This is a genomic window from Roseibium sp. AWQ4_254 (assembly GCF_056161025.1).
The window spans coordinates 172928-197179 of the sequence record NZ_JBSWYH010000002.1 but is presented as its reverse complement, the minus strand read 5'-3'; the positions used below and the strand labels follow the sequence as shown (position 1 = coordinate 197179).

Below are 24252 nucleotides of genomic sequence, written 5' to 3'. Positions count from 1 at the left end.
ACCTATTGAAAAACGGCGGTGTGTCGGCGCACGGGCCGGAAGCGGGTATCTGTCAGCATCTCGTCGTCGTCATCGGCCAACGGATCTGTTTCCGCAGGTTCACCGGCGGGCTTGAGCCAGCCGATATGGCCGAGCGTTGCGGATTGCTTGGCATCCATCCGAACCGCAGACGCGCAGCGTTTCGGCAAGGCGAGTTCGATTTCGTATTCGATCTCAAGTCCGAGATAGAAATCGATCAGATCAAAGAGCTTTTCGGTCCAAATATTGGGTCTGGCCCGGGTCGGGGGCAGGAAGGTCCGGTACTGTTCCAGCGATCTGGTAAAGATCCGGATGCGGATCTTGTCGCTGACGCTATAGACCTTGGAGCCAACGATTGTGTCCTGGCCAAGCTGGCCGGCACCACCGGTGCCCAGGCCGCCGAGGCTGAGCTGATCATCCGGGTCCAGGTGTAGCCAGGTGCCAACGCATTGATCAATCTCTACCCGGACGCCGAAAATGCCCGTGATCAGCGCAGACAGGCGTGCGGCGCTCTTGGTTTTAGGGGAGGTCAGACCGGCGTAGAGCAGCTTCAGCCGGTCGTCGATCCTGTCAAGGTTCTGGTAGGCCGGGCCGCCCAGGCCGATGGAGGAGCCCAGATAGGACAGGAAGCGGTCGTCATCCGGCCGGTCGTGCTGAACAATCGGCCGGGCATCCGCCCACGCCCGGAAAAACAGTTGCACAAACCGGTTGTTGAACAGATCCAGAAATCTGGGAAAGCTGTCGTCACCGCGCAATCCGCGCATCAGGGCTTCATCTGTGAGGGCAGAGGGCAGCGCCCCTTGGGGGCCCAGGAGCCCGAGAAAGCGCTCCAGCAGCACAAGCCCGTCATCGGCATCGCGTGTTGCACGTTCAATGGTCGAAGTGGGAAATTCACCGGAAGGATCCTGGCCGAAGCGGACAATGTCCTCCATGGGGCGGCGGCTCTTGCCGATCCTGGGCGGCGCCGGTTCGTCAGCTATCTCCGGATGAAGTCCGGGGGTGGAAAAGCCCGGAGCCGTCTGGCCTTCCAGCATGCGCAGGACGGCCAGAAGGTCGTGGCCGCCAGGATGTTTTTGTACCTGCTCGCTGAGGGCGGCCAGAAGAGAGGCGTATTGCTGCTGGACCGGAACCTCGATCCGGGCCGCATGCGGCGGCTCCTGGTCTTCAGAGGGCTCTTTTTCTGGGACAGCCGCCTTCTGGTCTTGTTTTTTCTCACTCCTCTCTCCAGTGGGCGGTGCAGTGCCTTCGCTGGCGGGCGAAGCTTCAACGATCTCATCGTTTGCGATAAAATCGTGTGGCGTTGTGTCCGGGGTTTTCGTGTGATCCGATCTTTGCCCAGGCGATGAAGTCGTACCCGGCTCTTCAAGGAGCGGCGTTGAAGACGTATCGCTTCCGTTGAAATCGTCAACGGTCTTATCGGGCGATCCAGCAGATTCCATGTCCTGATCTTCAGGCCAGGGGGCAGCCCTGCCGCCAAATTGAATGACAGTCTTGTCGTCCCGGGCAGCTTGTCTGTCCAGGATGACTTCGGTCGTGCCGTCCTTGTCGCCGTGCTCGCTCATAGGATGCCTTTTGCGCCGATCCTGGGCGGCCATTTCATGATTGTTCCGCGTTCCGTGGTGGCAATCACGCATTGGGTGAAATGGTTCATTGACGCGTATTCGGCGATGAACCGGTCAAGGACGGCTCCGAGCAGAAAGGCGCTTGCCCCTTCAAAGGCCTTGTCGTCGAGGGTCACGGTCACTTCCAGGCCACGGGCCACGCCGGTTCCCGATTTTTGCTGCAGCCGCCGCACAACGGGACGGGTGGAGACCGCCCGAACGGACTGGGCCTGGCGGTCGGAGGCATTGTCTGATAGGGGCGCAAACAGGCTCAAAATGTCCCGGAAAGAGCGGCCGTCCTGCCCGGCGGCATCATGCACCAAGCCGGTGTGATTGAGGGCGAGAATGTTGATCAGCCGCCAGGCAATGGCGCCGGCATGGCCCTCTTCGCCCAGTCTTTCATTGTAGGACAGGAGCGGCGGGCGCGGAGCGGTCGGTCCTGCTGCGCAGTCTACCTTGAGGCCGACATCATCCAGAAGGCGGAAGTCGCCGATTTCTGCCTTGTCCTGATGGCTGCCGACGGGAAGGTCGGCCGCAAGGGCGCGATTGGACGCCATGACTTTGAGTGAGAGTTCCGCCAACCTCTTGTCACCGCTCTGAAGCAATGCGGCGGCCTGAGCCCCGCTGGAAATGGTGATGAAGGTTTCTGTCCCCACATAAGAGCTCGGCTGCATCCGCCGCATCTCGCTGGAAGACTGGCGCCGGGGCAGGCGGCGGATGGTGTAGAACCATTCGTGACCAGCCTTTTCCGTATCCGGTGCAACGCTGTAGAGCGGTTCAACCGCTCTTTTTTCGCCGCCGGAAAAATGCGCGTTCACCTCCGTGACAGAATGGACCTCATAGTCCAGCGGACGAGTGCGGTCCGTGATGACGGCGAATTCGTGCTGGCCCTTCTTGATCGGCACCCGGTCGGTCGCCCGCTCGAACAGATTGACGGCCGGGGCCGTGTGCAAGGAGAAGATGCTGGCGTCCACATGGGAGGGCAGGCGCGGGTCCGCTTCATCGAAGACAAAGACCACTTCGAACGATTTGGCCTTGACCCGGTCGATATAGCGCCTGAGGCCGGTCAGGCGGAAGCCGAGAAAACTGCGCGGGAAATTGAAATAGTCGCGCAGATAATCAAAGCCGATAAAGAGCCGCCGGTCATTGCGCAGCAGCGCATCTTCTTCATCAAAGCCGAGCTGCTCGACGCATGTGCCGGGAAGCCTCTGAAGGGAGGACTGGCCGAACGCGTCTTCGGTTCTCAAATAGACAGAGATCGTATGGCCAAAGATCTGTTCATAGACCTTTGCCGCCAGATCCAGAGGGCCGGTCAGGCGGACGGGCAGGTCGTCAATCCTGCAGCCGGCAACCTGATATTCCGGTTTCTTGAGCGCGTCCTCCGCAGAGACTTCATTGTCCGGGTCCTCGGCCATACGGTGGGTGAGGGTGAACGCCAGCCCGGCACGTACCCGGCGGTCTTCGGCCATGTCGGCCCCAAGCCCTGAGACCTGGGCCGCTGAACTCAAATACCGCGCTGCGGTGATCTGCAAGGGGGTCAGCACGACCGGCGCCGTCAGGGTGAACCGGCAGCGGACTTCGCCCTGGCGTTCCCGGAACACAGCTTCCATGGGCGCGTGGCGCTCAATACGGATGCCGGATCTGAGATTGGCGTCGCCATATTTCGGGGTGACTTGGGCCAGCACCATCGAGGGGATCGGCGCAAGGGCAGAAGGGTAGAGCTGTTCGAAGAGGTTGGAGGTGAATTCGGAGAACTCATGTTTCATCTTGAGCTGCACGCGGGCCGCCAGAAATGCGGTGCCTTCAAGCAGGCCGGATAGCATCGGGTCTGAGCGGTCTTCCAGCAGTCCGCCGAGCCGTTCGGCTACAGCCGGATAGGTTTCCGCAAATGCTGCGCCCTGTTCCCGCAGGTAGGTCAGTTCCTGATTGTAGAGATCGAGAAATTCCCGGTTCATACGGTTGCCCCGATTATCTTGATCCTGCCAAAGGCCGGGTCCACATCGGCAATGAACTCGCTTCCGATCCGTACCGGATCACAGCGGATGTCCGCCTTGATCACAAAGCGGACTTTGAATGTGTCGCTTTCCACACTGTCGTCCCGGGTCACCTGGAGCGTGCGCGGGTCCATGCGCGGTTCAAAGCGGATCAGAGCCTGCCGGATGTCATCGGCGAGCCGTTCGATGCGGATCGTGTCGACCACGTGAACGGAGAGGTCCGGCAGCCCGAAATTCAGGATTGATGTCTGGACTTCCGGAAAGTCGGAAAGGTCCTGGGTGGAGTGCAAATTCACCGTGTTCAGGAGCGCCTGCAGGTCCCGCCGCACTTCGGACAGGAGTGTCTGCTCGGAAATACCATAAGAGCGGGACAGCCGGCGGCCCGACTTGAGCGCGCTCCCTTCTGCTTCCTGCTTCTGGCGCTCCTGCGCGGCTCTGTAGTCCGGATCATCCATGGCCCGGAACGCCCACATGAGCGGCGAGTGCATCTTTGCGTCAGACTTTGCCATCCCAATGCCCACGCGGACCCGGTGCATGTTGGTGAAAAAGAACGGCAGCGTGCGGGGTCACGAGCAACTGCCGTTCCTCAAAAATGAACCGGCTGCCACCTTTTCGGGGAGGCAGCCGGTGAAGGGCTGGATCAGACCACCGTGTTCGCGGCGATATCGAATGCGCTTTCCGGTGCAGCGCCCTTGGAACCGTCCGGCTTTTGTTCGGTGTAGATGATCTTGTACTCACCGAAGTTCAGCGTGATATTCGCAGTGATGCGGTCTTCCGAGCCGCTGCCACCGGTGGAATAGCTGGTCACGATGATGTCTTTCATCTCGAGCTTTACATATTCAAGCGGGTTGTCTCCGGCGGCCTTGCGGCAATAGAACCAGCCGCTTTTGATGTGCTTGCCGGTGGCCAGGTTGTTCAACAGCGGAGGCGTCGACTTGTCCACATACATCGTGAAGCTGAGGTCCTGAAAGTGGGCTTTGCCGGAGCCGGATCCGGAACCCATATGAGTGGTGCCGGATTGCGAGGCTCCCCAGGACCAGGACAGAACGTCAATTTCGTCCTTGTGGGTTTTGTCTTGGCTTTCGCCTTTGATACCTTCAAGTTTCAGAAAAAAATCAACAGCCATTTTAAAAATTCCTCTTGCTAGACACGGCCGGCCGAAATGTCCGGCATGGTGCTTTCAATTTTCGACATCTCTTGGACTCGCAAGCCCAAACCCCTTGACGCTTCTGCGTCACGTGCACCTCCACCCGGTTAGCCCGGGTTTGCATCCTGAGAGGGATGCCTGCCGCGCGGGGAAACCTCCGCCCGGCAATTTTTAAAACCATCAGTTGCCGTCCTGCGGAATGCGAGAGGCGAGGCTCATGCCAATATCCATGCCTTCCAGCTGGTAATGCGGGCGCAGGAAGAACTGGGCCCGGTAGTAGCCCGGGTTTTCCTCGTCATCGATGATGGTGACTTTCGCCTCGCGCAGCGGCTTTCGGGCCTTGGTCTCTTCGCTCGAATTGTCCGGATCGCCGTCGACATAATCCATGATCCAGTCGTTCAGCCAGCGCTGCAGCTGAGCCGATTCCTTGGTGGAGCCAATCTTGTTGCGCACCATCACTTTCAGGTAATGGGCGAACCGGGTGGTGGCGAACATGTAGGGCAGCCGGGCGGACAGATTGTCCGAGGCGGTTGCGTCCTTGCCGTCCGGGCCGGAGAACTGGCGCGGTTTGAAAACCGACTGGGCCCCAAGGAAGGCGGCCTGATCGGTGTTCTTGCGGTGGATCAGCGGGATCAGGCCGAGGCGCGAGATCTCGTGTTCGCGGCGGTCGGAAATCGCGATTTCCGCCGGGCATTTCTGATCGACGCCGCCGTCATCGGTTTCAAACACATGGGTCGGCAGGTCTTCCACCAGGCCGCCGCTTTCCACGCCGCGGATGCGAACGGTCCAGCCATATTCCTTGTAGGCCTTGTTGATATTCGAGGCCATCGTATAGGCGGAATTCATCCAGGCATAATTGTCGTGGCTGTCGTCGCCGAATTCTTCTTCAAAGGCGAATTCTTCCACCGGGTCGGACTTGGCACCATACGGCTGGCGGGCCAGGACCCGGGGCAGGGACAGGCCGAGATAGCGGGCATCTTCAGATTCCCGCAAGGTCCGCCACTGGGCATGGATCTCCGTATCGAACACCTTGGACAGATCACGTTTGGACGGCAGTTCTGTCCAGCTTTCCATCTGCATGAGCTGCGGGTTGGCCGCAGCCAGGAACGGAGCATGGGCGGCGGATGCGATCTTCGCCATGCCACGCAAAACGGTGATGTCCTGCGGATCGTAGGAGAATTCATAGTCGCCGACGAGGCAGCCATAGGGCTGGCCGCCCAACTGGCCGAACTCTGCCTCATAGATCTGTTTGAACAGCGGGCTCTGGTCCCACTTGGCACCCCGGTAGCTCTTGAAGACGCCTGCCAGTTCCTTCTTGGAAATATTCAGGAACTGCAGCTTCAAGCTGGCATCGGTTTCCGAGTTGTGCACCAGATAGTCAATGCCGCGCCACGCGCTTTCCAGGGTCTGGAATTGCGGCGCGTGGATGATCTCGTTGACCTGCGCAGACAGTTTTTCGTCCAGCTTAGCGATCATTTCGTCGATCGTGTCGTAGACATCATCCTTGATCAGCGCCTGATCGGACAGGGCCTCGGCCAGGAACGTCGTCATGGCGTTGTCGACCAGTTCATTGGCCGTGTCGTTTTCACTCTTGATGCGGAAATTCTGCTTCAAAATGGAAGCAAATTCTTCCGGGCTCTTTTCACCTGCCGCTTCGCCGGCGGTTGCACCGGCCGTTTGAGCACTGGTATCGGTGTTGCTCATTTACGCCTCCTCTTTATCGCCGTCTTCCGAAGACGCCGCGCCGTCTGCTTCCATCTTCTGGGCCAGGGCCTGCATAAGCGCCGGGTCACGGGTCAGCTCCTCCAGCTGACTGATCGCCTGAACGCGCCCGTCCATCATGGTTCTGAGGGCGGCAAGGCTGTTGCGCGCATCCAGCAGCTTTTTCAGCGCCGGTACTTGCTCGGCGACCTTGCCAGGGGTGAAGTCGTCCATGTTCTTGAAGCGCAGCTGAACACTCATCTTGGAGTTTTCGTCACCTGACAATTTGTCTTCCACGGTGAAAGACGTGCCAGGCTCGATAGCCTCCATGCGCTTGGAGAAGTTGTCCATGTCGATATCAAGGAACTTGCGCTCGTCCACATCGGCCTTTTCGACCCCGGGGGAGTCCCCGGACAGGTCGGCCATGATGCCCATCACAAAGGGCAGCTCGACCTTCTGTTCCGCGTCAAAGGGGTCTTCATAAAAGATATGGACCCGAGGCGGTCTGTTTCGCTTGATAAAGCTCTGCCCGCTACTTGATGCCATGGTACTTTCCTTTCGTATTCTTGATCTAAAAAAGTATCAAATTCAGTCAAATATTTGCGCAGGCATTTTGAAAACTGTTTTTATTTAATCTGCGCTTCGGTTTGTTGAGATTTATGTACTCCAGTTACACTGTCCATAAAGTGATCGCAGTCACATGATGCGCGCTTTACAATTTTTCTCCAAAGTATTGAGGACCTTATGGGCCTGCGTGTCAAGGTGGAGAATCAGAACTCTAGGGAAAGTAATTTGTTTTGACGAAAATGACGGTCCTACTCATCCTCGGGTCTCAGGAAGAGATTGAGAAGGCCGGTGAACGATCCTGAACTCATGTTCTGAGCTTCGTCCAGAAGCATTGGAATAGGGCTAGTCGGTTCATTGGCGGAAAAATAGCCTTTGACGGCGGAAATGCCCTTGATGGCATCGTTGCGCTCTTCGATCACCATGACGGAAAAATCGTCAATGCTGCCCAGATCACGGTCTTCGCCCTCGTTGAGTTCCAGCAGTCTGTCATTGGACAGCTGCAGGCCGCTCGCGCCGAGCAGCAGGGCGACCTCATCAAATCGGCGCGGCATCAGGATCTTAAGGGCGTCGAGATAGGATTTGCCGACAAGACCGCGTGCTTCGCGCACCAGAAAGAGGGCCGGGTGGGAAGGTTCCCGCGACGCAAAATATTCTTCCACCGCGTCCAGAATCAGCTTGGCCTGCGCGGCATTCTGAATCTCCAGCGGGCTGGACGGCGCTGTGTTTGCCGAAGCCGTGGTTGTCTCGCCGGGCTCATCGCCTGTCTCTTCCGGCGCGTCCGTTGTCTGGCGGCCAAGCCTGATCTTCAACTCGGCGCCCATTTCCGTCAAAAGCTGGGCCAGCGCCTCATAATTGGGTGGCGACGCTTTGGCACTGGCTGCGGACAGTTTTTCCGCGCAGATCGTGCAGATGGCTGACAGCTCCCCGGGCAAATCTGAGAGATCCTTCATGACCTCGTCAATGACGTCCTGTTCCAGTTCGCCGGAAGTGAGGGCGGCTTCAATCGCGCCGAGGGAAATCGTATGCTCGTCCTCGCGCGGGCTAACCTCGCCGGTTGCGATCCGGATGGCCCGGTAGCTGATCGGCCCGCTTCTGCGGGTTTTCAGGAGCGGGGCAGCTTCCAAAGGCAAGGTAACTGTTGGCCGATTGTTGAGCGCTTCCAGTGCGCCGATCCGTTCCATGAAGCCAAAATCCGCGTCCTGGGGATGGACCTCGTCCCAATGGTTTTCAGCCAGCTTGCGGATGGTTCTGACCACATTGGCAAACAGGCCCACCTGGCCGCTCAAAAGCGCAAATTGCGCGAGCATCACCAGAAGGCGAAGATCGCGGGACTGCTTCAGAAAGCCTTCCATTTGCTTGAAAATATCGGTGAAATCAATTTCGGACCGGTCAAAGTCGCCAAACCGTTCCGGCAGCAGCTCCTCACATGAATCCATCATGGCGGCAAAGGCCGGCTCCGTATCGTAAAGATCCGGACCGCATCCAATTCCAGGCGAAAGTTCCACACCATAGGTGTCCGGATCGAGGTTCATATGCCTGTTTCCTGCCCACATCATTGTCCCGTGCCGAACCCATTGGGCCCGGCACGGGGTCATCCAGAAATGTCTTATTGTTCAAAGACCAGCTTGCTTTCGACGCGGCGGTTGACCGGGTCATTGATGTCGGCAACCTTCGGCCGCGTCTTGCCATATCCAATGGTTTTGAGCCGGTTTCTGTCGACGCCCAGCGACACCAGATATTCGGAAACAGCCAGGGCCCGGTCCTCGGAGAGGCGCTGATTGTAGTTCAGTGAGCCGATGCCGTCGGTATGGCCTTCAATCACGAAGACGGCGCTCGCCAGATCCGGGTCGGCAATGCCCTTGGCAAACTCCCGCAAATTCGACCTTGCGGTCGGGCTCAGGCGCGCAGACGCATATTCAAACGAGACGAGAAGATTGAACCCTTCGCTGATCGCCTTTGTATCCGGGTCGACAACAAGCGTTTCCGCCGCCTGCTGGCCGTCGGCTGCAGCGTCCGGGGTCTCCGGAGTGACAGCCACCTGGCCACCTTCTGCCTTGGCGCCTGCCGGATTGCACTCATCCCGGGTGCCGATACACAGGGCCCGGGTCTTGCCGGTGGGTTTCAGCGAACGGGTCTTGAGCTGCTTGAAGTGGCGGCTCACCTCTTCGGCTGAATAGGTTGCATCCTGTGCCAGGGCAAGGGAGGTACCAGCGGCCGGAAGTGCGAGCGTCGCAGCCAGAACAGCCGCAGCCAAAGCGGTTCTGTACTTCAGGTGTGGTGCCTTGAAGCCTGCGCGGGCGGGGCTGGGGGTAAGGGGATGATGGGTCACGATGTCAATCCTCCCGGATGCGGGTGTTTCGGGGTGTTCGCAATAAGCGTTGAAATGGATCGTGCCAGAACCGAAAATTTTTTATGTGGTGCAAGTCACTAAAATAGCTTTCAGCGTTAGTATGTCTAATTGCTTCGAATAAGCAAGAGGAGAAGAGTGTGAGATTTTAGTGAGTTGGTTAAGAGCGTGCCGTGAAAAGCTTGGAGAGAAAAAACCCTAGGGCAATCGAAATTATAACGCTTGGTAATTTTTGAAATCGCCGTTTAGATTATCTGCATGATTTGTGTTCCTGAGCACATCCTTTCTGGCTGAAGCGTCATAGGTAATTGTCAGGCGGCCGCATTTGGCAGTCATCGCCGAACAGATTTTTTCCGAGGAGATTTCCGTGGCCACAGGACAACTCAAGCAAAAAGACCGGATGGCCGAGCTTAAGACGGTCTTCGGGCAAGATGAGCTTTCCCTTGTCACTCTGGAATGTGACGAGGCGGTCAGTGACGAGTTCGAAATCCGGCTGGAAGTTATCAGCCAGCAGGAGGATCTCGATTTCGACCGGGCGCTTGCAACCCACATGACGGTCAAGGTGGTCACCAACAATGGGGACAACCGCTATTTTGACGGGCTGCTAACAGACAGCAAATGGATCGGCCACACGGGGGGCTACTACCGCTACCGTCTCACCTTGCGCCCCTGGTTCTGGCTGTTGACCAAAACGGCGAATTGCCGGATTTTCAAGGATAAGTCGGCACCGGACATTATTTCAGAAGTGCTGGGTGCCCATGATTTTTCCGATTTCCAGCAGAAGCTGACGGAGAGCTACGATCCGATCCATTATTGCGTGCAGTACCGGGAGTCGGACTATGACTTTTGCTGCCGGCTGATGGAGGAATTCGGGATCTCCTATTGCTTTGAACATTCCGACGGCAAGCACAAGATGGTGCTGGCTGATGCCAAATCCTCCTACAGCCCGATTGAAGGCGATGCGAATATTCCCTTCATTGCCCTTGGCGGCGATAGCCAGAGGGATGAAGAGCATCTTTATCACTGGGTTCCGGGCCGCAAGTTCCGGATCGGTAAATTTGCCGTCAACGACTATGATTTTAAAAAACCGGGCGCTTCTCTGGAAGCGGACAAGGATGCTGGATCTTCTTACCGGGCCGGCTCTCTGGAACATTACGACTATCCGGGCCGCTACACGGAAAAGGACAAGGGCACAAAATACAGCAATATCCGCCTGGAGGCGGAGCAGGCGGCCGACAACCGCGTGGATGCGGCTGGCGAAGTGCCGCGGCTTTTTGCGGGCGGCTTGTTCACTCTGAAGGATCATCCGCACGGACCGCAGAACAAGGAATATCTGGTTGTGCGCGCGAGCCACCAGATCATCGCCGAAAGCTACAGGTCTGGCGAAAGTGGCAGCCAGGGGGAAGCCTATACCGGCACCTATGATGTGCTGTCGTCCGATATTCCCTTCCGCACCCCTGCCAGAACGCCGAAACCGCGCATTCCCGGCCCACAGACCGCCAAGGTCGTCGGCCAGGGGGAGATCGATGTCGATGAATACGGGCAGATCATGGTCGAGTTCCACTGGGACCGGGACAAGACCCAGTCCCGCCGTGTGCGCGTTGCGCAGGTGTGGTCCGGCAAGAAATGGGGTGGCATCTACATTCCCCGGGTCGGCCATGAGGTCATCATTCAATTTCTTGAGGGCGACCCGGACCAGCCGATCGTGATCGGCACAGTTTACAACGCCGATAATATGCCGCCTTACGACTTGCCGGGTGAGAAAAACAAGGCCGGTATCAAGTCGGATTCGACAACAGGCGGCGGCGGCTACAACGAATTTGTGCTGGACGATACCAAGGGCCAGGAGAAAATCGGTGTGCATGCCCAAAAGGATATGGAGACCGTGATCGAAAACGATGAGTCCCTCCATGTCAAAAACAACCGGGACACCAAGATCGACGTCAACCGGACCGAGAAGGTTGGCCGTAATGTGACAGAAGATATCGGGATTAAGTGGACTGTTGAGGCCGGCACCAAGATCGAATTCAAATGCGGGCAGAGCAAGATCGTTATGACACCAACGTCAATTGATATAGAATCGCTGATGATTAGCGTTAAGGCCTCAGCAACCTTGAATGCGAAGGGTACTATGACGACGGTAGAAGGATCAGCCACGCATATTGTGAAAGGCGGAATTGTTCTGATTAATTGACGCAAGGGTAGTCGCGTAACACGGTCTGACCAGGGAGCAAGAGGAATGGGATCCCGTATCCGCTTTACCAAGGCAATTCAGGTCTTTGAAACGTTTCCGGAGTTGGCCGAAACCGTCCGCCCGGCCACAGGTCATGTCACAGCGCAGGAATATACGCGGGAACTGGCCCGTGGCGAGAATCCGGTTACGGCCATCCCGTTCTTCGCCCACGCTTTGCCCAAACCGGAAGCCGTCTGGTGGGGGATGAAATGTGTCGAAGGGCTCGACCGGACCAAAAGCGCGGCGGATCTCGACCTGCTGAAACTGAGCGAGGCCTGGGTGCGCGAGGGCGACGAAGACGCCCGGCTTGCGGTCTATCACGCGGCGGAGGACAGCATGGGCGACAGTGCTTCACTGTGGATCGGGCGGGCGGCGAGCTGGTCCGGTGGGTCGTTGTCTCCCAATCCGGAATACCGTGTCGATGCGCCGCCGGACCTGACCGCAAAGGCAGTCAATGCAGCGGTTCAGATCACCGTGGCAGCCTATGATCCCCCGGAGCGGCAAGCTGCCTTGGAGGCCTGCCTGACCGCAGGGCTCTCCTTTGCCGAGGGCGGTGTCATGCCTGTTGTCACCCTTCAGCCTCAGGCCCAGATCTGACCAACACGGGAGAGAAGCTGGAATGCGGATCACGCTCCAGATTGAGAATGTGGACCGGCTCGAGAGCGGGGGGCAGGTGTCTTACTCCTGTTCCGACCGGGGGTTTGACATCGGCAGGCACGATCATCTGGACTGGAGCTTGCCGGACCCTCAGCGTGTGGTCTCAGGAAAACACTGCGAAGTCCGGTATGAAGGAGGCCAGTTTGTCCTCTATGACGTGTCGACCAACGGCACTTTCGTGAATGGCAGCCCCAACCGGATGGATAAGGCGCATGCCTTGCGCAGCGGCGACCGGCTCATGATTGGCGATTACATCATCGCGGTCACGCTTGATACGGTGGAAGCGCCAAGCGCCGGGGTGGTCCCTTCGGCCAGCGCGGCGGCTCCGGCACCGTCTGCACCATGGCAGTCTCCGGTGTCCAGCGCGCCCGCGCCGGTGGCACACCCATCTGCAGCTGTTCCGCCAGCACCTCCCTCCCAATGGCCGGCGAGCCAGCCAGCCGCACCTGCGCCGTATCCTGGGCAGGGGGCGCCGAGCCCCTGGGACACACCGTCTGCAGGCATGGAAGGCCGCCATGCACCGCCGTCCCAGACACCTGGTATTGGCACCCCGGCCGATGATGTCTGGAACCAGAAGAGCCATGGCTGGGGCAGCGCGGACCCCGCGCTTTATGATCCTCAGGCACAGCCCCAGGAGCGGGAGCCGGTGCGGCCCGCCCAGGCAGATCCGATGGACCATCTGGCGCCGCAGCCGAATTTGCACCCGCAGTCTGATTTTCCGCCGCCGCCGCAGGACCCTGTTCAACCCCAGCCGCAAGCGGCACCCCTCGCGGAGGCACCGCCAGCGCCTTTGTTCCAGATGCCGGATTTTGCGGACACACCAGGTGAGGCCTCCGCAGGAGCGCGCGCCGCAGATGCACAACCCTCACAAGAGCCGGAACCGCCTCTGCCTGCAGCTTCGTCCGATGTGCCCTTGGGAGCTCAGGCCAGTCCGTTTCCTGAGAGCGTAGCCGCACCCTCTGCCCCCTTCGAAGCGGAGGACACACCTTTTCCGTACGGGCCGGGGTCCACTGGTCAGCAGGAAAAAGACGCCGCTTCTGACGCGCAGCCGACTTCGCAACAGGACGCAACTGCACCGGTTCTAGCCATTGAAACCACCGCGGCTGCGGAGCCTGCAAGCCCGTCGGACGTCAAAGCCGAAAACGCATCTTTGCTCCAGGCGCAAACGGCCGCGGACCCGGTTCCTGAGGCTTCTGTGAACCAGGGACCAGCGCCGGCCGGGGAAGTCGATTTCCTCAAAGCATTTGCCGAAGGTGCCGGAATTCCCGATACCGTTCTGGCGGGACGAGATGCGCAAGACTTTGCGCGGGAGCTGGGCGCCCTGCTGCAAGGCGTGACTGGGGACATGATGGGCCTTCTGCAGGCGCGCAGCCAGGTCAAGGCTATGACCCGTAACACTAACCGAACCTTGATCGGGCGGTCGGGCAACAATGCCCTTAAGTTTTCTCCGACCCCGCAAATGGCCCTGCAGACCATGCTGTCCGCCAATGTGGAAGAAAACGGTTATCTGACCATGTCCAAGGCCATGTCGGCGGCCTTCAAGGACATTCAAAAGCACCATGTGTGGACCTATGCGGCCATGCAGAAGGCGGCAGGGCGGTTTGACGACACCTTGTCACCAAAGGCTATCGAGGCGGAGGCGCAGGCACCCAAAAGCACGTTTGGCAATCAGAAAGCCAAGTTGTGGGAGCGGATGCAGGAACGCTGGAGCGCGTTGTCCGGAGCCTATGACGACGGGCTTGTCGGCGTTTTCACCCAGTATTTCACCGAAAGTTATGAAGAATTGTCGAGCGAAGATCCGGAAGCGTGATCTCGGTATTTGAAGTGATTTTTTGAAGGTTCAGACGCGCGCAGGCGCCGCATCAGGCAAGGGAGCAATGCCTTTATGTCGTGGTATAGCAAGGTAGCATGGACCGAGGGCCTGTTTTTGAGGCCGCACCATTTGCAGCAGAGCGACCGCTATGCGGAACATCTGCTGGATGAACGGGTCCGGCTCGCATCTCCCTATCCCTGGGGGTTTTCAGACATTGAAATCGACCAGGATGTCGGCCAGCAGTGCCGGTTTGCCCTGCGCACGGGGCGCGGCATTTTCCCTGACGGAACAGTGTTCAACTTTCCGGCGGACGGCACCCCGCCGCCTGCCATAGATGTGCCGGAAGATGCCGCTGGGCAAATTGTCTGGCTCGGCCTTCCGGAGACCACGGTCAATGCTGTTGAGGTGGCCGATGGCCGGGAGGATGCCGCAACCCGGTATATTCAGGGCCGTGAAACGATTATTGATTCCACCTCCGCCATTCGTCAGGAGGAGGAAATCGATGTCGCCCATCCGAGGCTGACCTACTCCATCCGGTCCACGCCCCATCCGGGCCATGTCTGCCTGCCGGTGGCGCGGATCACGGAGATCAAGGACCGGATCGTGATCACAGATGGCACATTTGCGCCGCCGGTGCTGGCCTGCCATGTGCATCCGGTGGTGACGGGGTGGATCGATTCCGTGGTCGGCTGGGTGGAACGGAAGCTGAGCGAACTGGCACGCTATGCCGCCGACACGTCGGCCGGGGGCGGGCTGCAGAATTTTGACTACCTGACTTTGCAAATGCTGAACCGTCTGCATCCGCAACTGATGCATTTGCGCAAATCCGCCTATGTGCATCCCGAACGGCTTTATTCAGAATTTCTGCAGCTTGCCGGAGAACTGGCCACCTTTGCGACCGAGGAGCGCCGGGCGCGAAATTATCCTGTCTATGACCACGACCGGCTGCATGACATCTTCAAACCGGTTCTGGCCGACATTCAGGCCTTCCTTTCGGCCGGGTATGACCGCCGGGCCATCCGTCTGCCCCTGGAACAACTGGCACCGAATGCGTTTAAGTCAACGATTGTCGACCGCAACCTGTTTTCCCAGGCGAGCTTCGTCCTCGAAGTGGCCGCACGGCGTCCGCTTACCGAAATCCAGAACGAATTTCCGCGCCTCTTTAAAGTTGGTCCTTTCGGCCAAATGCGCCAGATCGTTTATTCCAACCTGCCGGGCATTCCACTGATCCACATGCCGGTGCCACCGGCACAGATCCGCGCGCTGACCGACAGGGTTTATTTCCGTCTCGACAAGACGACACCGCTTTGGCGCGAATTCAGTCAGGATTCGGCCGTCGGCCTGCAGTTCTCCGGCAACTGGCCGGATCTGCAGCTTGAGTTCTACGCCATTCGGGAGGGCCGTTGATGCCCGACAGCGACGATCCTTTCGGCGTCTCCAAGCGCAAGGGTAAAACCATCGTCCGGCCAAATCCGGGCGGACGATGGAGCGAAACGGCCCAGCCGCAGCCGCCACATCCGCAGCAACCGCCCGGGAATCCGGTGCCGCCGCCGCATGCCCAGCCTCCAGGCGCCCCGGATCCTTGGCAGGGCGGGCCAGGCTCCGGACCGGACCCCTATGCGCCGACACCGGCCGGCTATGAATATGGTCAGCAACAGGCTCCCGATATCAGAACACCACCGCCGGCATCGCCTCCTCCTGGCGCCCCGCCGCCTGTTCCAGCGGCCGCGGCTGCGCCCCAAGCCGCCGGTCAACTCGCGCAGACCCCGGATATCAACCAGATCAAGGTGGCGAACCGCAATCCGGTGTCCCGGGCCGCCGCTCCCTTGCTCCTGCTTCTGGGGCGTTTGCATCTGGCCATGACGGATGCGCAGTTCGATGCACTGATGCGCGATGTCTACAACGCCATCAAGACCTTCGAAAAGGACTTGCGGAGCGCCGGGATCACCGACGATCAGATCCAATCCGCCGCCTATGCGCTCTGCGCAACGTCCGATGACATCGTTCAGAACCTGCCCTCGTCCGGCCGCCATCAATGGACCCAATATTCCATGCTGACCCAATTTTTCGGTCAGGCCACCGGCGGTGTGGAATTCTTTCAGGTTCTGGAAAAAGCCAAGCAGGACCCGGGCCGCAATTACGGTGTGCTTGAAGTGATGCATGCCTGCCTGTCGCTTGGGTTCTATGGAAAATACCGGGCCATCCAGGGCGGGCAGCAGGGGCTGGAGCGGGAGCGCCGGGATCTTCATGAGATCCTGAGGCGGATCCGGCCGCGTCCGGGGGATGACCTCTCCCCCCATTGGCGCGGGCTGGACCTGATCCAGAAACGCACCCGTTTTTCTGTTCCGGTCTGGTCCGTGGCCGCAGTCGCCGGGGCCTTGCTTCTGGGGGGCTATGTCACCTTGATGCTGTTGCTGGCCAGCGGCAGCGAAGTTGTCGCCAGCCGTGCCTCCGCACTGTATCCCACCGGCCCGATCGAGTTGGCACGGGAAGGCTATCAGCCCAAACCTCCCCCGGCACCGGAGCCGCCCGCCAATGCGCCGATTGAAGCGGTGTCGGACCAGCTGGCCGGTCTCGACGGGCTGGAGATTTCCCAGGAAGGCCCGGCGATCATGCTGCGCATGCGGGCGCAATTTGATGTGGCCGCCGCAACGCTCCGGCCCGAATTCCAGCTTCTGGTCGAACAGGTCAGCCGAACGCTTGATCAGGTGGACGGGGACATTCTGGTGGTCGGTCACACGGACAGCGACCCCATTCGCAACAATCCCCGGTTCCCGACCAATTGGCACCTGTCTGTCGAACGGGCGAAATCCGTTGCCGCCGTGATGCAAGGGCTTTTGAAGGAACCGGACCGGGTTTCGGTGGAAGGGCGGGGCGCCGATGAGCCGATTGCCCCAAACACCAACCGGGAAGGGAAGGCGCTGAACCGCCGGGTTGAAGTGTTTTTGAAACCGCCCGCAAAAGGGCTGGTGATCAACAATTGAGCGTGACCTCCGGGGCATAGAGAGAACAAGGCGAATTTTATGAAATTCTGGCTCGGAACAACGGCAATTCTGATCGGCATTCTTGCCCTGATTGCGCTTATCTGGTTCGGAGGCCCGTTTCTGGCCATCGCCGGAGTGCGACCTTTTGAGCCGCTTTGGGTGCGTCTGCTGCTGTCGAGCCTCGTGCTCCTGTCGATCGGCGGCTGGACGGTTTACCGGATTTACAGGCGCATTCAGGCCAACCGGGCTCTGGAGCAGGAAATCCTGCAGCCCAAGGCAAGTGAAGAAGATCTGCAGATCCTGTCGGAGCGCATGAAAGATGCACTGAAGACGCTGAAATCCTCCAGCGGCAACGCGCGCACCTATCTCTATGATCTGCCCTGGTATCTGATGATTGGCCCACCCGGATCGGGCAAGACCACGGCGCTCATGCATTCCGGGCTGAAGTTCGCAAACGCGCGGGGCAAGGGCGAGGCGCAGAAACTCGAAGGCCTCGGTGGCACCCGTTATTGCGACTGGTGGTTTGCGGAAAATGCCGTTCTGATCGATACGGCCGGGCGCTATACGACCCAGGATTCCGACGAAGACCATGACCGCGAGGCCTGGCTCGGCTTTTTGAACATCCTGCGCAAGGCGCGCCCGCGCCAGCCGGTCAATGGCGTCATGATCTCCATAAGTCTGGAAGATCTGATGACCCTGTCCGATGCGGATCTGAAACAGCATACGGACGCTATCCGTGCGCGTCTGATCGAGCTCTACAAGACCTTGAAAATTGATTTCCCGGTCTATGTGGTCTTCACCAAGGCCGACACAATTGCCGGTTTCATGGAGTTTTTCGGCTCCTATCCGGAGAGCCGCCGCAACCTTGTGTGGGGCGCCACGTTTCAGACCCGTGAGAAAACCAAGAACATGGTGGCCGAAACCCCTGCGGAATTCGATCTCCTGATCGAACGGCTAAATGAGGAACTGGCGGACCGGCTGCAGGAAGAACCGGATCCGCGCGCGCGTCTGATGCTTTATGGGTTCCCGACCCAGGTGGCGGCCCTGCGCGACCGGGTGACCGGCTTTCTGAACGCTATTTTCGAGCCGAGCCGTTACTATCCGAATGCGGTTCTGCGCGGCTTTTATTTTACCTCCGGAACTCAGACAGGTACGGCCATTGACCGGGTGATCGGGTCCATGAGCCAGGCGTTTGGAACCTCTTATCAGGCGGCGGCCCTGTCCGGGCAGGGCAAGAGCTATTTCCTGCGGGATCTGCTGACCAAGGTCATCATCGGTGAAGCGGGCTGGGTGACCCACAACCGGCAGGCCGTACGCATGGCGACTGCGGCCCGTATCGCCGCCTATGCGGCCATCGTGCTGGTGACCGCCGGGCTTGGCAGCCTCTGGACACTTAGCTATCTCAACAACCGGGCCTTGATCGAGGACACAGCCAAGGCAGTCGCGGCCGTGCGCGCCGAAGGGGAAGGGGTTCTTGAGCAAAGGGTCGTGCGCGATGACAGCTTGCGCGATTCTGCCTATATCCTGTCTCTGCTGCGCAGCTTGCCCGCCGGGTATGACAGCCGCAATGACCCGACGCCCTTCCTGGAAAAATTCGGGCTCAGCCAGCGGGAGCGCCTGGAAGCGGCCGGGATCACCTCATACCGCAGCGGGCTTGAGCGGCTGTTGCGCCCGCGACTGCTTTTGCGCATTGAAGAGCAGATGACCGACGTGCTCGACAACCGCACGGGTCCGGGCGGGCAGGATATTGAAAAGCTCTACAACCTGATCAAGCTCTACCGGATGGTCGCAGGCGATGCGCCGGAAATCGACAAGGACCAGATCAAGAACTCCTTCCGGGCGGACTTTCTGCAAAGTTTCCCGGGCCCTCAGGGGCAGGTGCTGCGCAATGAGCTCAACACTCATATCGCGGCCATGCTTGATCTCGACTTTGGCGGCAACGTGCTGACCGACCAGCTGGACGGGGTGCTGGTGGCTGAAGTGCAGCGCGAACTCGCCCGTGTCAGTCTTGCCGAGCGCGGCTATGCGCTTTTGAAATCCCGGTCAAAGGGCATTGCAGCCGAAGACTGGGTTGCGGCACAGCGCGGCGGTCCGGATATGGAAACCGTTTTTGAAACCGAGAATGGTGACACGCTCGACACGGTTCTGGTGGACCGGTTCTACACCTATCCCGGGTTCCATCTGTCGGTGCTGCCGAACCTTGCCGGAATCCGGGAAGAGCTGGAGCGGGACAAATGGGTGTTTGGCGATATCGGAGAGGCGGACGCCTTTGCCGATCAATACCAGTCGTTGCCTGGAGAGATCCTCGGGCTTTATACGCGCGATTTCATCGCGGCGTGGGAAGAGGCGCTTGGCAACCTGAAATTCAAGTCCATGCGCAATGACAAGCCGCTTTACACGACCTTGCAGGCGGTTTCAGCGCCCACCTCTCCGGTGGTCCTGCTGCTGGAAAGCATCCGCCGGGAAACGCTCCTGACCCAGGACCTTGCTGAGGACAGTCTGGCGGGGGCGCTGCAAGGGGGCAATGCGAAGGAAGCGGGCAAGGATGCGGTCCAGAAGGTCTTTCAGCAATATGTGCTGGACCGGGCAGGTGGTTTGAAACGCATCGGCATCGAGGCGGGTCTGAAAGCCCTGGCGCCGGGCGGAGTTTCCAATGCTCTCGGCGCCGCAACGGGCAGCGGAGGGCCGGTGAGCATACCCGGAAAGGCGATTGAAGATCACTTCCGGCCGTATCATGTCCTGGTCGAAGGCGGGACCAGCCGCAAGATCGATGCCTTGCTGGTCAATTTCAAGAACATCCTCGACAACCTTCTTGTTGTGGCCAACAACCCGTTGCAGAGCGAAACCGCCAATTCGAATGTGCAGATCCAGGCATCGCTCCTGCGCAGCAACGCAACCCGGTTTCCGCAACCCTTCGACAAGTTGATCCAGCAGGCGGCAAAGGAGTTTGATGAGGAGTTCAAGGAAACCTCGATCACACAGCTGAACGAGAAGCTCAAATCCCAGGTGGTGGACCAGTGCCGCCGCATTGTCGCCCGAAATTACCCGTTTACAAACGGGCGCTCGGAAGTGGCGATGACGGAATTTGCCAAGCTGTTTTCCCCTAACGGGATCATGCAGCAGTTTTTCGATCAGAACCTGAAAGCCCTGGTGGATACGTCCTCGAGGCCCTGGAACTGGAAGCCGGAGGTGGCTCAGGCCGACCGGCTGTCCAACGCAACCTTGCGCCAGTTTGAACGGGCGGACCTGATCAAACAGGCCTTTTTCCCGACCGGGAATGCCTTTCCTTCCGTCGGTCTGCAAGTGGTGCCGCGTGCCTTGTCCCAGCAGGCGGATGCAGCAAGCCTGGAGGTCAATGGCAATCTGGTGCTGGTCACGCGCGGCCCCGGGTTCAATGCGGATATCGAGCCGCTTCCGGCCAGCTTCGACTGGCCCAGCAACACGGCGACCCCTCGGGTCGTGCTGGTCATACAGCCGGAAGTGCCCGGATACAGGTCCCGCCAGGAAGTGCATGGCGACTGGGCCTTTTACCGGTTCATCCGGGCCAACAGGGTCAGTTCCGGCCAGAACAAATTCGTGATCCGCAAGACCTTGGGCGGCCGTCAGGTGGCTTTCACCGTAACGTTGCGCACCAAACCGAACCCGTTTTTCCTGTCTGCGGTCAGCGATTTCAGCTGTCCCACCAGCTTTTGAATGGGCTCGGTATGCCGGAAGGGGTCGGATATTTCGGAAAACTGCCCGACCGGGCAGATTTTATCACCGGACAATGCCCAAGCGGGTTCCTGCGGCTTTGGGAGCCGTTTTTGATGGCGGGTCTGGCGCAATCGCGGGACGATTTGGGCACCAGCTGGGACGAGGCCTATCTGACAATGCCAGTCTGGCGATTTGCTCTTTGGCCCGTCTGCGGGAATGCCCCGGTTTCCAAGCCTGTGGCTGGTGCCTTTATGCCGAGTGTTGACAGGGTGGGACGTCTGTTTCCGCTGACCTTGGCCGGGTCGATGTCGGGCCCTCCTGCGGGAGGGCCGGTGGGCTCTGTCCCGGAAGAAGACTGGTATGAGGGGGTTGAAGCCGTTCTTCTGGGCACGCTGGAGGATGACTCCACCCTGGAGGGGTTTCAGAAGGCGGTCACAGAGCTGAAAGGGGCGGACCAGGGCTTTCATGCGCACCCGGGCGTTGCTGCGAAAACGCTGCATGGTGCCGGGGACCGCACCAGACATGTTGTCAAATCCCGGTTCTGGTGCCGGGCGGGCGCTTCCGGGTTTGACTTCAGCTGCTCCGGCCTTCCGGCAGCAGTATCTTTTCGCTGGCTGATCCTGCCTGAGACGTTCCAGGAGCAGGATACCGGCGAGGACAGGGCAGGGCAGGACCATGGGCGATATCAGCGGGAGGATGATCGAACATGACGCAGCCAGACACGATGGCATTGCGCGCATTTTCTGCGGGACTGACGCATGTCGGCCGGGTACGGGAGGAAAATCAGGACACGTATTTCTGTGACGAGGACAAGGGTATTTTTGCAGTCATGGATGGGGCCGGCGGCTTGAGTGCTGGCGCTTTGGCCTCCGGTCTGGTGAAGGACGCGCTGTCGGATATTTCCGGGCCGCAAAGTGCGGAAGATCTTCTGGACCAGTTCGAAAGCCGGGTCATAGACGCCAAAAAGGCAATCGAGAAGGCGGCGGCAGATGCGCATTCGGGTGCCATGGGCACCACCATTGCAGCCCTTTTGACCTTTGGAGCAGACTTCGCCTGTCTTTGGGCCGGGGACAGCCGGGTGTACCGGTTCCGGAACGGCGAACTGGAACAGCTGACCACCGATCACACGGAGGCCCAGGAACTGGTCGATCAGAATGTCCTAACGTTAGAAGAGGCCCGGACTTTTTCCAGACGGCACGTGATCACCCGGGCAATCGGTTCTGGACTGGATCTGGAGCTGGAGATGGTGGCCGGAAACCTGAGGCGCGGGGACCGTTTCCTGTTATGTTCGGACGGGCTGACAGGTCATCTCGAAGACGCTGTGATTGCGAATACGCTTTTGGACGGTGCGCAGCAATCGGTGGCCCGGGACCTTCTGAATGGGGCGCTGGAGCGGGGTGGTTCCGACAATGTAACCGTTGTCCTGGTGGATATTGATCAGGCTGCCTTTGGGAAAGGAGAGACCGGTCAATGAAACCGGAAGACCATTTGCTGCCCGCCGGAACGCGGCTCAACAATCTTTACGAGATTGAAGAGCATATTGCCGATGGTGGGATTGGGACTGTTTACCGGGCGCGCGACGTGGAGAGCGGCGATCCGGTGGCCATTAAGGTGCTTCTCGCCAGATTTGCGAAAGACTCGCTGATCCTGGACCTGTTCAAGCGCGAAGCCAAGATCCTGCGCAAATTGAAACATGATGCGATGACGCAGTATTTCGTCTTCGCCCGGGAACCGGAGCTGGGTGTCTATTACCTGGCAATGGAATTTGTCGGTGGACCGTCGCTGAAATCGCGGCTCGAATCCGGCCCGTTGGAACCTGAAGCAGTCTACCGCCTTGTTGTGCGGGTGGCGGCTGCCCTGCAAGCAGTCCATGACCGGGACATCATCCATCGGGACCTTTCCCCGGACAATATTATTCTGCAAAACGGGGATGTCGGACAGGCCAAGATCATCGATTTCGGAATTTCGCGGGCCAATACCGGTGGGCCCACCATCATAGGCGACGGCTTTGCAGGCAAGGTGAACTATGTGTCGCCGGAACAGGTCGGTCTGCATGAAGGCAAGGTAACACCCAGAAGTGATATCTATTCCCTTGGGCTCGTGATCGCTGAATGCTTGACCGGCAAACAGCCCGACATGGGCGGCACCCAGGTGGAGATGATCGAAAAACGCCGGGTCGTGCCGCCTCTGGAGGGGATAGACAACCGGTTCCGCCCGTTGCTTGAGGCAATGCTCCAGCCCGATCCGGTAAACCGGCCCGGCTCCATGGCCGAGATCGCTGGCTGGACCCTGGGGGCACCGATGCTGCCGCCGGTCCAGGACCAAACCATCATCCGGCCTGCCAGCCCGCCGCCCCAGACAGCAACGCCAGATCACCCCGCAGCCCCCGTCCGCTGGGGACGGCGCATACTGGTAGGCCTGTCCTTGCTCGGATTTGCGGGCGTAGGCGCTGCGGGGGTATTTTTTCTGGTCGGGCAGACCGTTCCCGATCAGGATCAAAAACCGGTTCTGGTGGCCCAGCCGCGCGAAAATGCGCCTGATGCACCAATCCAGTCCCCCATGCAGGATCAGAATCCGGATGCGCAGGACGGCGGGACTTCCGGCGGTGGCGGTTTGGCAGGCAGCAGTGCAAGTGATAGTGGACTTCCAGCGCTGCCCGATCAGATCGAATTGCCGTCTCTGCCGGAGGAAAAGGCAACCTTGTCTCAAGATGGAGGCAGGGACGGAGGCGGGGCGGGCGATCCAGCCGATCTGGCGGTTCTGACACCGGACCTTACGGACCCAAAAGACATCGATACCGGCTTGAATACTGGACCAGACACAAACGCGCAGACGGGTCCGCAAGAGACAGGCGTGCCCGTGGTGCCAGCGACGCCGGAACAGAGCGTGCGCAATTTCGTCCAGACGTATAAATCCGGTGACTGCATGTATCTGCAACCGGTTCAAATTGCGGCCAACGCCGCCGAGATTGAGGGGTTTGCTTCCAGAACACCGCCTTTCATTGCGTTTGACAGCGAGTTCACCCGCTCTCAGGGCTTTGAGGCCAAGATCCAGGTCAATCTCATCAGCGATGCGCAATGTCCAGCGATCGCCTTTTTGCGGGCGACCCCGCAGGGCAATGAAAAGACCGAATTGCGGCTGGACATGCAGCGCACTCTCATTCCCAACGGGGAAAACATGGCCGGGCGCATTTCCGGTTTTGACCCGTCAACCGGCGATCTCGGGCTGTTGTTTGTGTCGAGCAGCGGCGAGGTGGTCAACCTGTCGCCGTATCTGAAACAGGACGACGGCGGGGCAGGGTTTGTTGTGCCCTTGACCCTGAATTCGCCGGCTGAGGAAACCGGTTTGATTATTTCGCTGGTGGGTCCGGATCTTGTTGCCAGCCTCGCAAAACGCCGAGAAGCGAAAGCAGGTGCCTATTTTGACGCCTTGATGCAGGATCTTCCGGTCTTGCGGGCCACGGCAACGACGGTCAAAGTGGTGCCGTGATCTTTTCT

At 59.3% G+C, this 24252-nt stretch carries 17 protein-coding genes; 9 read left to right on the top strand and 8 right to left on the bottom strand.

Features of this window, described 5'->3' with window-relative positions; translation table 11 throughout:
* Positions 1-2: 2 nt before the first annotated feature.
* The 8 genes from tssG to ACXAIC_RS02650 all read right to left on the bottom strand — a co-directional run bounded on the left by tssG (position 3) and on the right by ACXAIC_RS02650 (position 9357).
* Positions 3-1580: a type VI secretion system baseplate subunit TssG gene (gene tssG, locus ACXAIC_RS02685; protein WP_475173322.1), complete on the bottom strand. Its 1578-nt coding sequence runs from the start codon at positions 1578-1580 to the stop codon at positions 3-5.
* A complete protein-coding gene (gene tssF, locus ACXAIC_RS02680) occupies positions 1577-3574 on the bottom strand; it encodes a type VI secretion system baseplate subunit TssF (protein ID WP_475173319.1) in 1998 nt (665 codons plus the stop codon). The genes tssG and tssF overlap by 4 nt, the downstream gene beginning before the upstream one ends.
* Entirely contained in the window at positions 3571-4122 is a 552-nt protein-coding gene (gene tssE / locus ACXAIC_RS02675; protein WP_475173318.1) for a type VI secretion system baseplate subunit TssE, read from the bottom strand. The genes tssF and tssE overlap by 4 nt, the downstream gene beginning before the upstream one ends.
* Positions 4123-4253: 131 nt before the next feature.
* A complete protein-coding gene (locus ACXAIC_RS02670; RefSeq protein WP_475173316.1) occupies positions 4254-4739 on the bottom strand; it encodes an Hcp family type VI secretion system effector in 486 nt (161 codons plus the stop codon).
* 201 nt (positions 4740-4940) lie between these two features.
* The gene (gene tssC / locus ACXAIC_RS02665) at positions 4941-6464 is read right to left on the bottom strand and encodes a type VI secretion system contractile sheath large subunit (protein WP_475173315.1); all 1524 of its coding nucleotides are present in this window, start codon (positions 6462-6464) and stop codon (positions 4941-4943) included.
* Positions 6465-7007, bottom strand: coding sequence for a type VI secretion system contractile sheath small subunit (gene tssB / locus ACXAIC_RS02660; RefSeq protein ID WP_475173314.1), 543 nt, complete (start codon positions 7005-7007; stop codon positions 6465-6467). It lies immediately after the preceding gene.
* Between the two features lie 269 nt (positions 7008-7276).
* Positions 7277-8560 (bottom strand): type VI secretion system protein TssA, encoded by a 1284-nt coding sequence (locus tag ACXAIC_RS02655; RefSeq protein ID WP_475173312.1) that lies wholly within the window; start codon positions 8558-8560, stop codon positions 7277-7279.
* Positions 8561-8634: 74 nt separating this feature from the next.
* A complete protein-coding gene (locus ACXAIC_RS02650; RefSeq protein ID WP_475173310.1) occupies positions 8635-9357 on the bottom strand; it encodes an OmpA family protein in 723 nt (240 codons plus the stop codon).
* 385 nt (positions 9358-9742) lie between these two features.
* Between ACXAIC_RS02650 and ACXAIC_RS02645 the strand changes: the two genes are divergently transcribed.
* From ACXAIC_RS02645 to ACXAIC_RS02605, 9 genes are all read left to right on the top strand, one after another.
* On the top strand, positions 9743-11569 hold the full coding sequence (locus tag ACXAIC_RS02645; protein ID WP_475173309.1) for a type VI secretion system Vgr family protein: 1827 nt from the start codon (positions 9743-9745) through the stop codon (positions 11567-11569).
* Between the two features lie 45 nt (positions 11570-11614).
* Positions 11615-12205, top strand: a complete 591-nt coding sequence (locus ACXAIC_RS02640; RefSeq protein WP_475173307.1) for a DUF6931 family protein — start codon at positions 11615-11617, stop codon at positions 12203-12205.
* A gap of 22 nt (positions 12206-12227) precedes the next feature.
* A complete protein-coding gene (tagH, locus tag ACXAIC_RS02635; protein WP_475173305.1) occupies positions 12228-14075 on the top strand; it encodes a type VI secretion system-associated FHA domain protein TagH in 1848 nt (615 codons plus the stop codon).
* A gap of 75 nt (positions 14076-14150) precedes the next feature.
* Positions 14151-15485, top strand: coding sequence for a type VI secretion system baseplate subunit TssK (gene tssK / locus ACXAIC_RS02630; protein ID WP_475173302.1), 1335 nt, complete (start codon positions 14151-14153; stop codon positions 15483-15485).
* Positions 15485-17062, top strand: coding sequence for a type IVB secretion system protein IcmH/DotU (gene icmH / locus ACXAIC_RS02625; RefSeq protein WP_475173300.1), 1578 nt, complete (start codon positions 15485-15487; stop codon positions 17060-17062). The genes tssK and icmH overlap by 1 nt, the downstream gene beginning before the upstream one ends.
* Positions 17063-17101: 39 nt before the next feature.
* The gene (gene tssM, locus ACXAIC_RS02620) at positions 17102-20755 is read left to right on the top strand and encodes a type VI secretion system membrane subunit TssM (protein ID WP_475173299.1); all 3654 of its coding nucleotides are present in this window, start codon (positions 17102-17104) and stop codon (positions 20753-20755) included.
* Between the two features lie 11 nt (positions 20756-20766).
* Positions 20767-21465, top strand: a complete 699-nt coding sequence (tagF, locus tag ACXAIC_RS02615) for a type VI secretion system-associated protein TagF (RefSeq protein ID WP_475173296.1) — start codon at positions 20767-20769, stop codon at positions 21463-21465.
* Entirely contained in the window at positions 21462-22229 is a 768-nt protein-coding gene (locus tag ACXAIC_RS02610; protein ID WP_475173294.1) for a PP2C family protein-serine/threonine phosphatase, read from the top strand. The genes tagF and ACXAIC_RS02610 overlap by 4 nt, the downstream gene beginning before the upstream one ends.
* Positions 22226-24244 carry a serine/threonine protein kinase gene (locus ACXAIC_RS02605; protein ID WP_475173293.1) on the top strand — a complete coding sequence of 673 codons (2019 nt, stop codon included), beginning with the start codon at positions 22226-22228 and terminating at the stop codon, positions 24242-24244. The genes ACXAIC_RS02610 and ACXAIC_RS02605 overlap by 4 nt, the downstream gene beginning before the upstream one ends.
* The last annotated feature ends 8 nt before the right edge of the window (positions 24245-24252 follow it).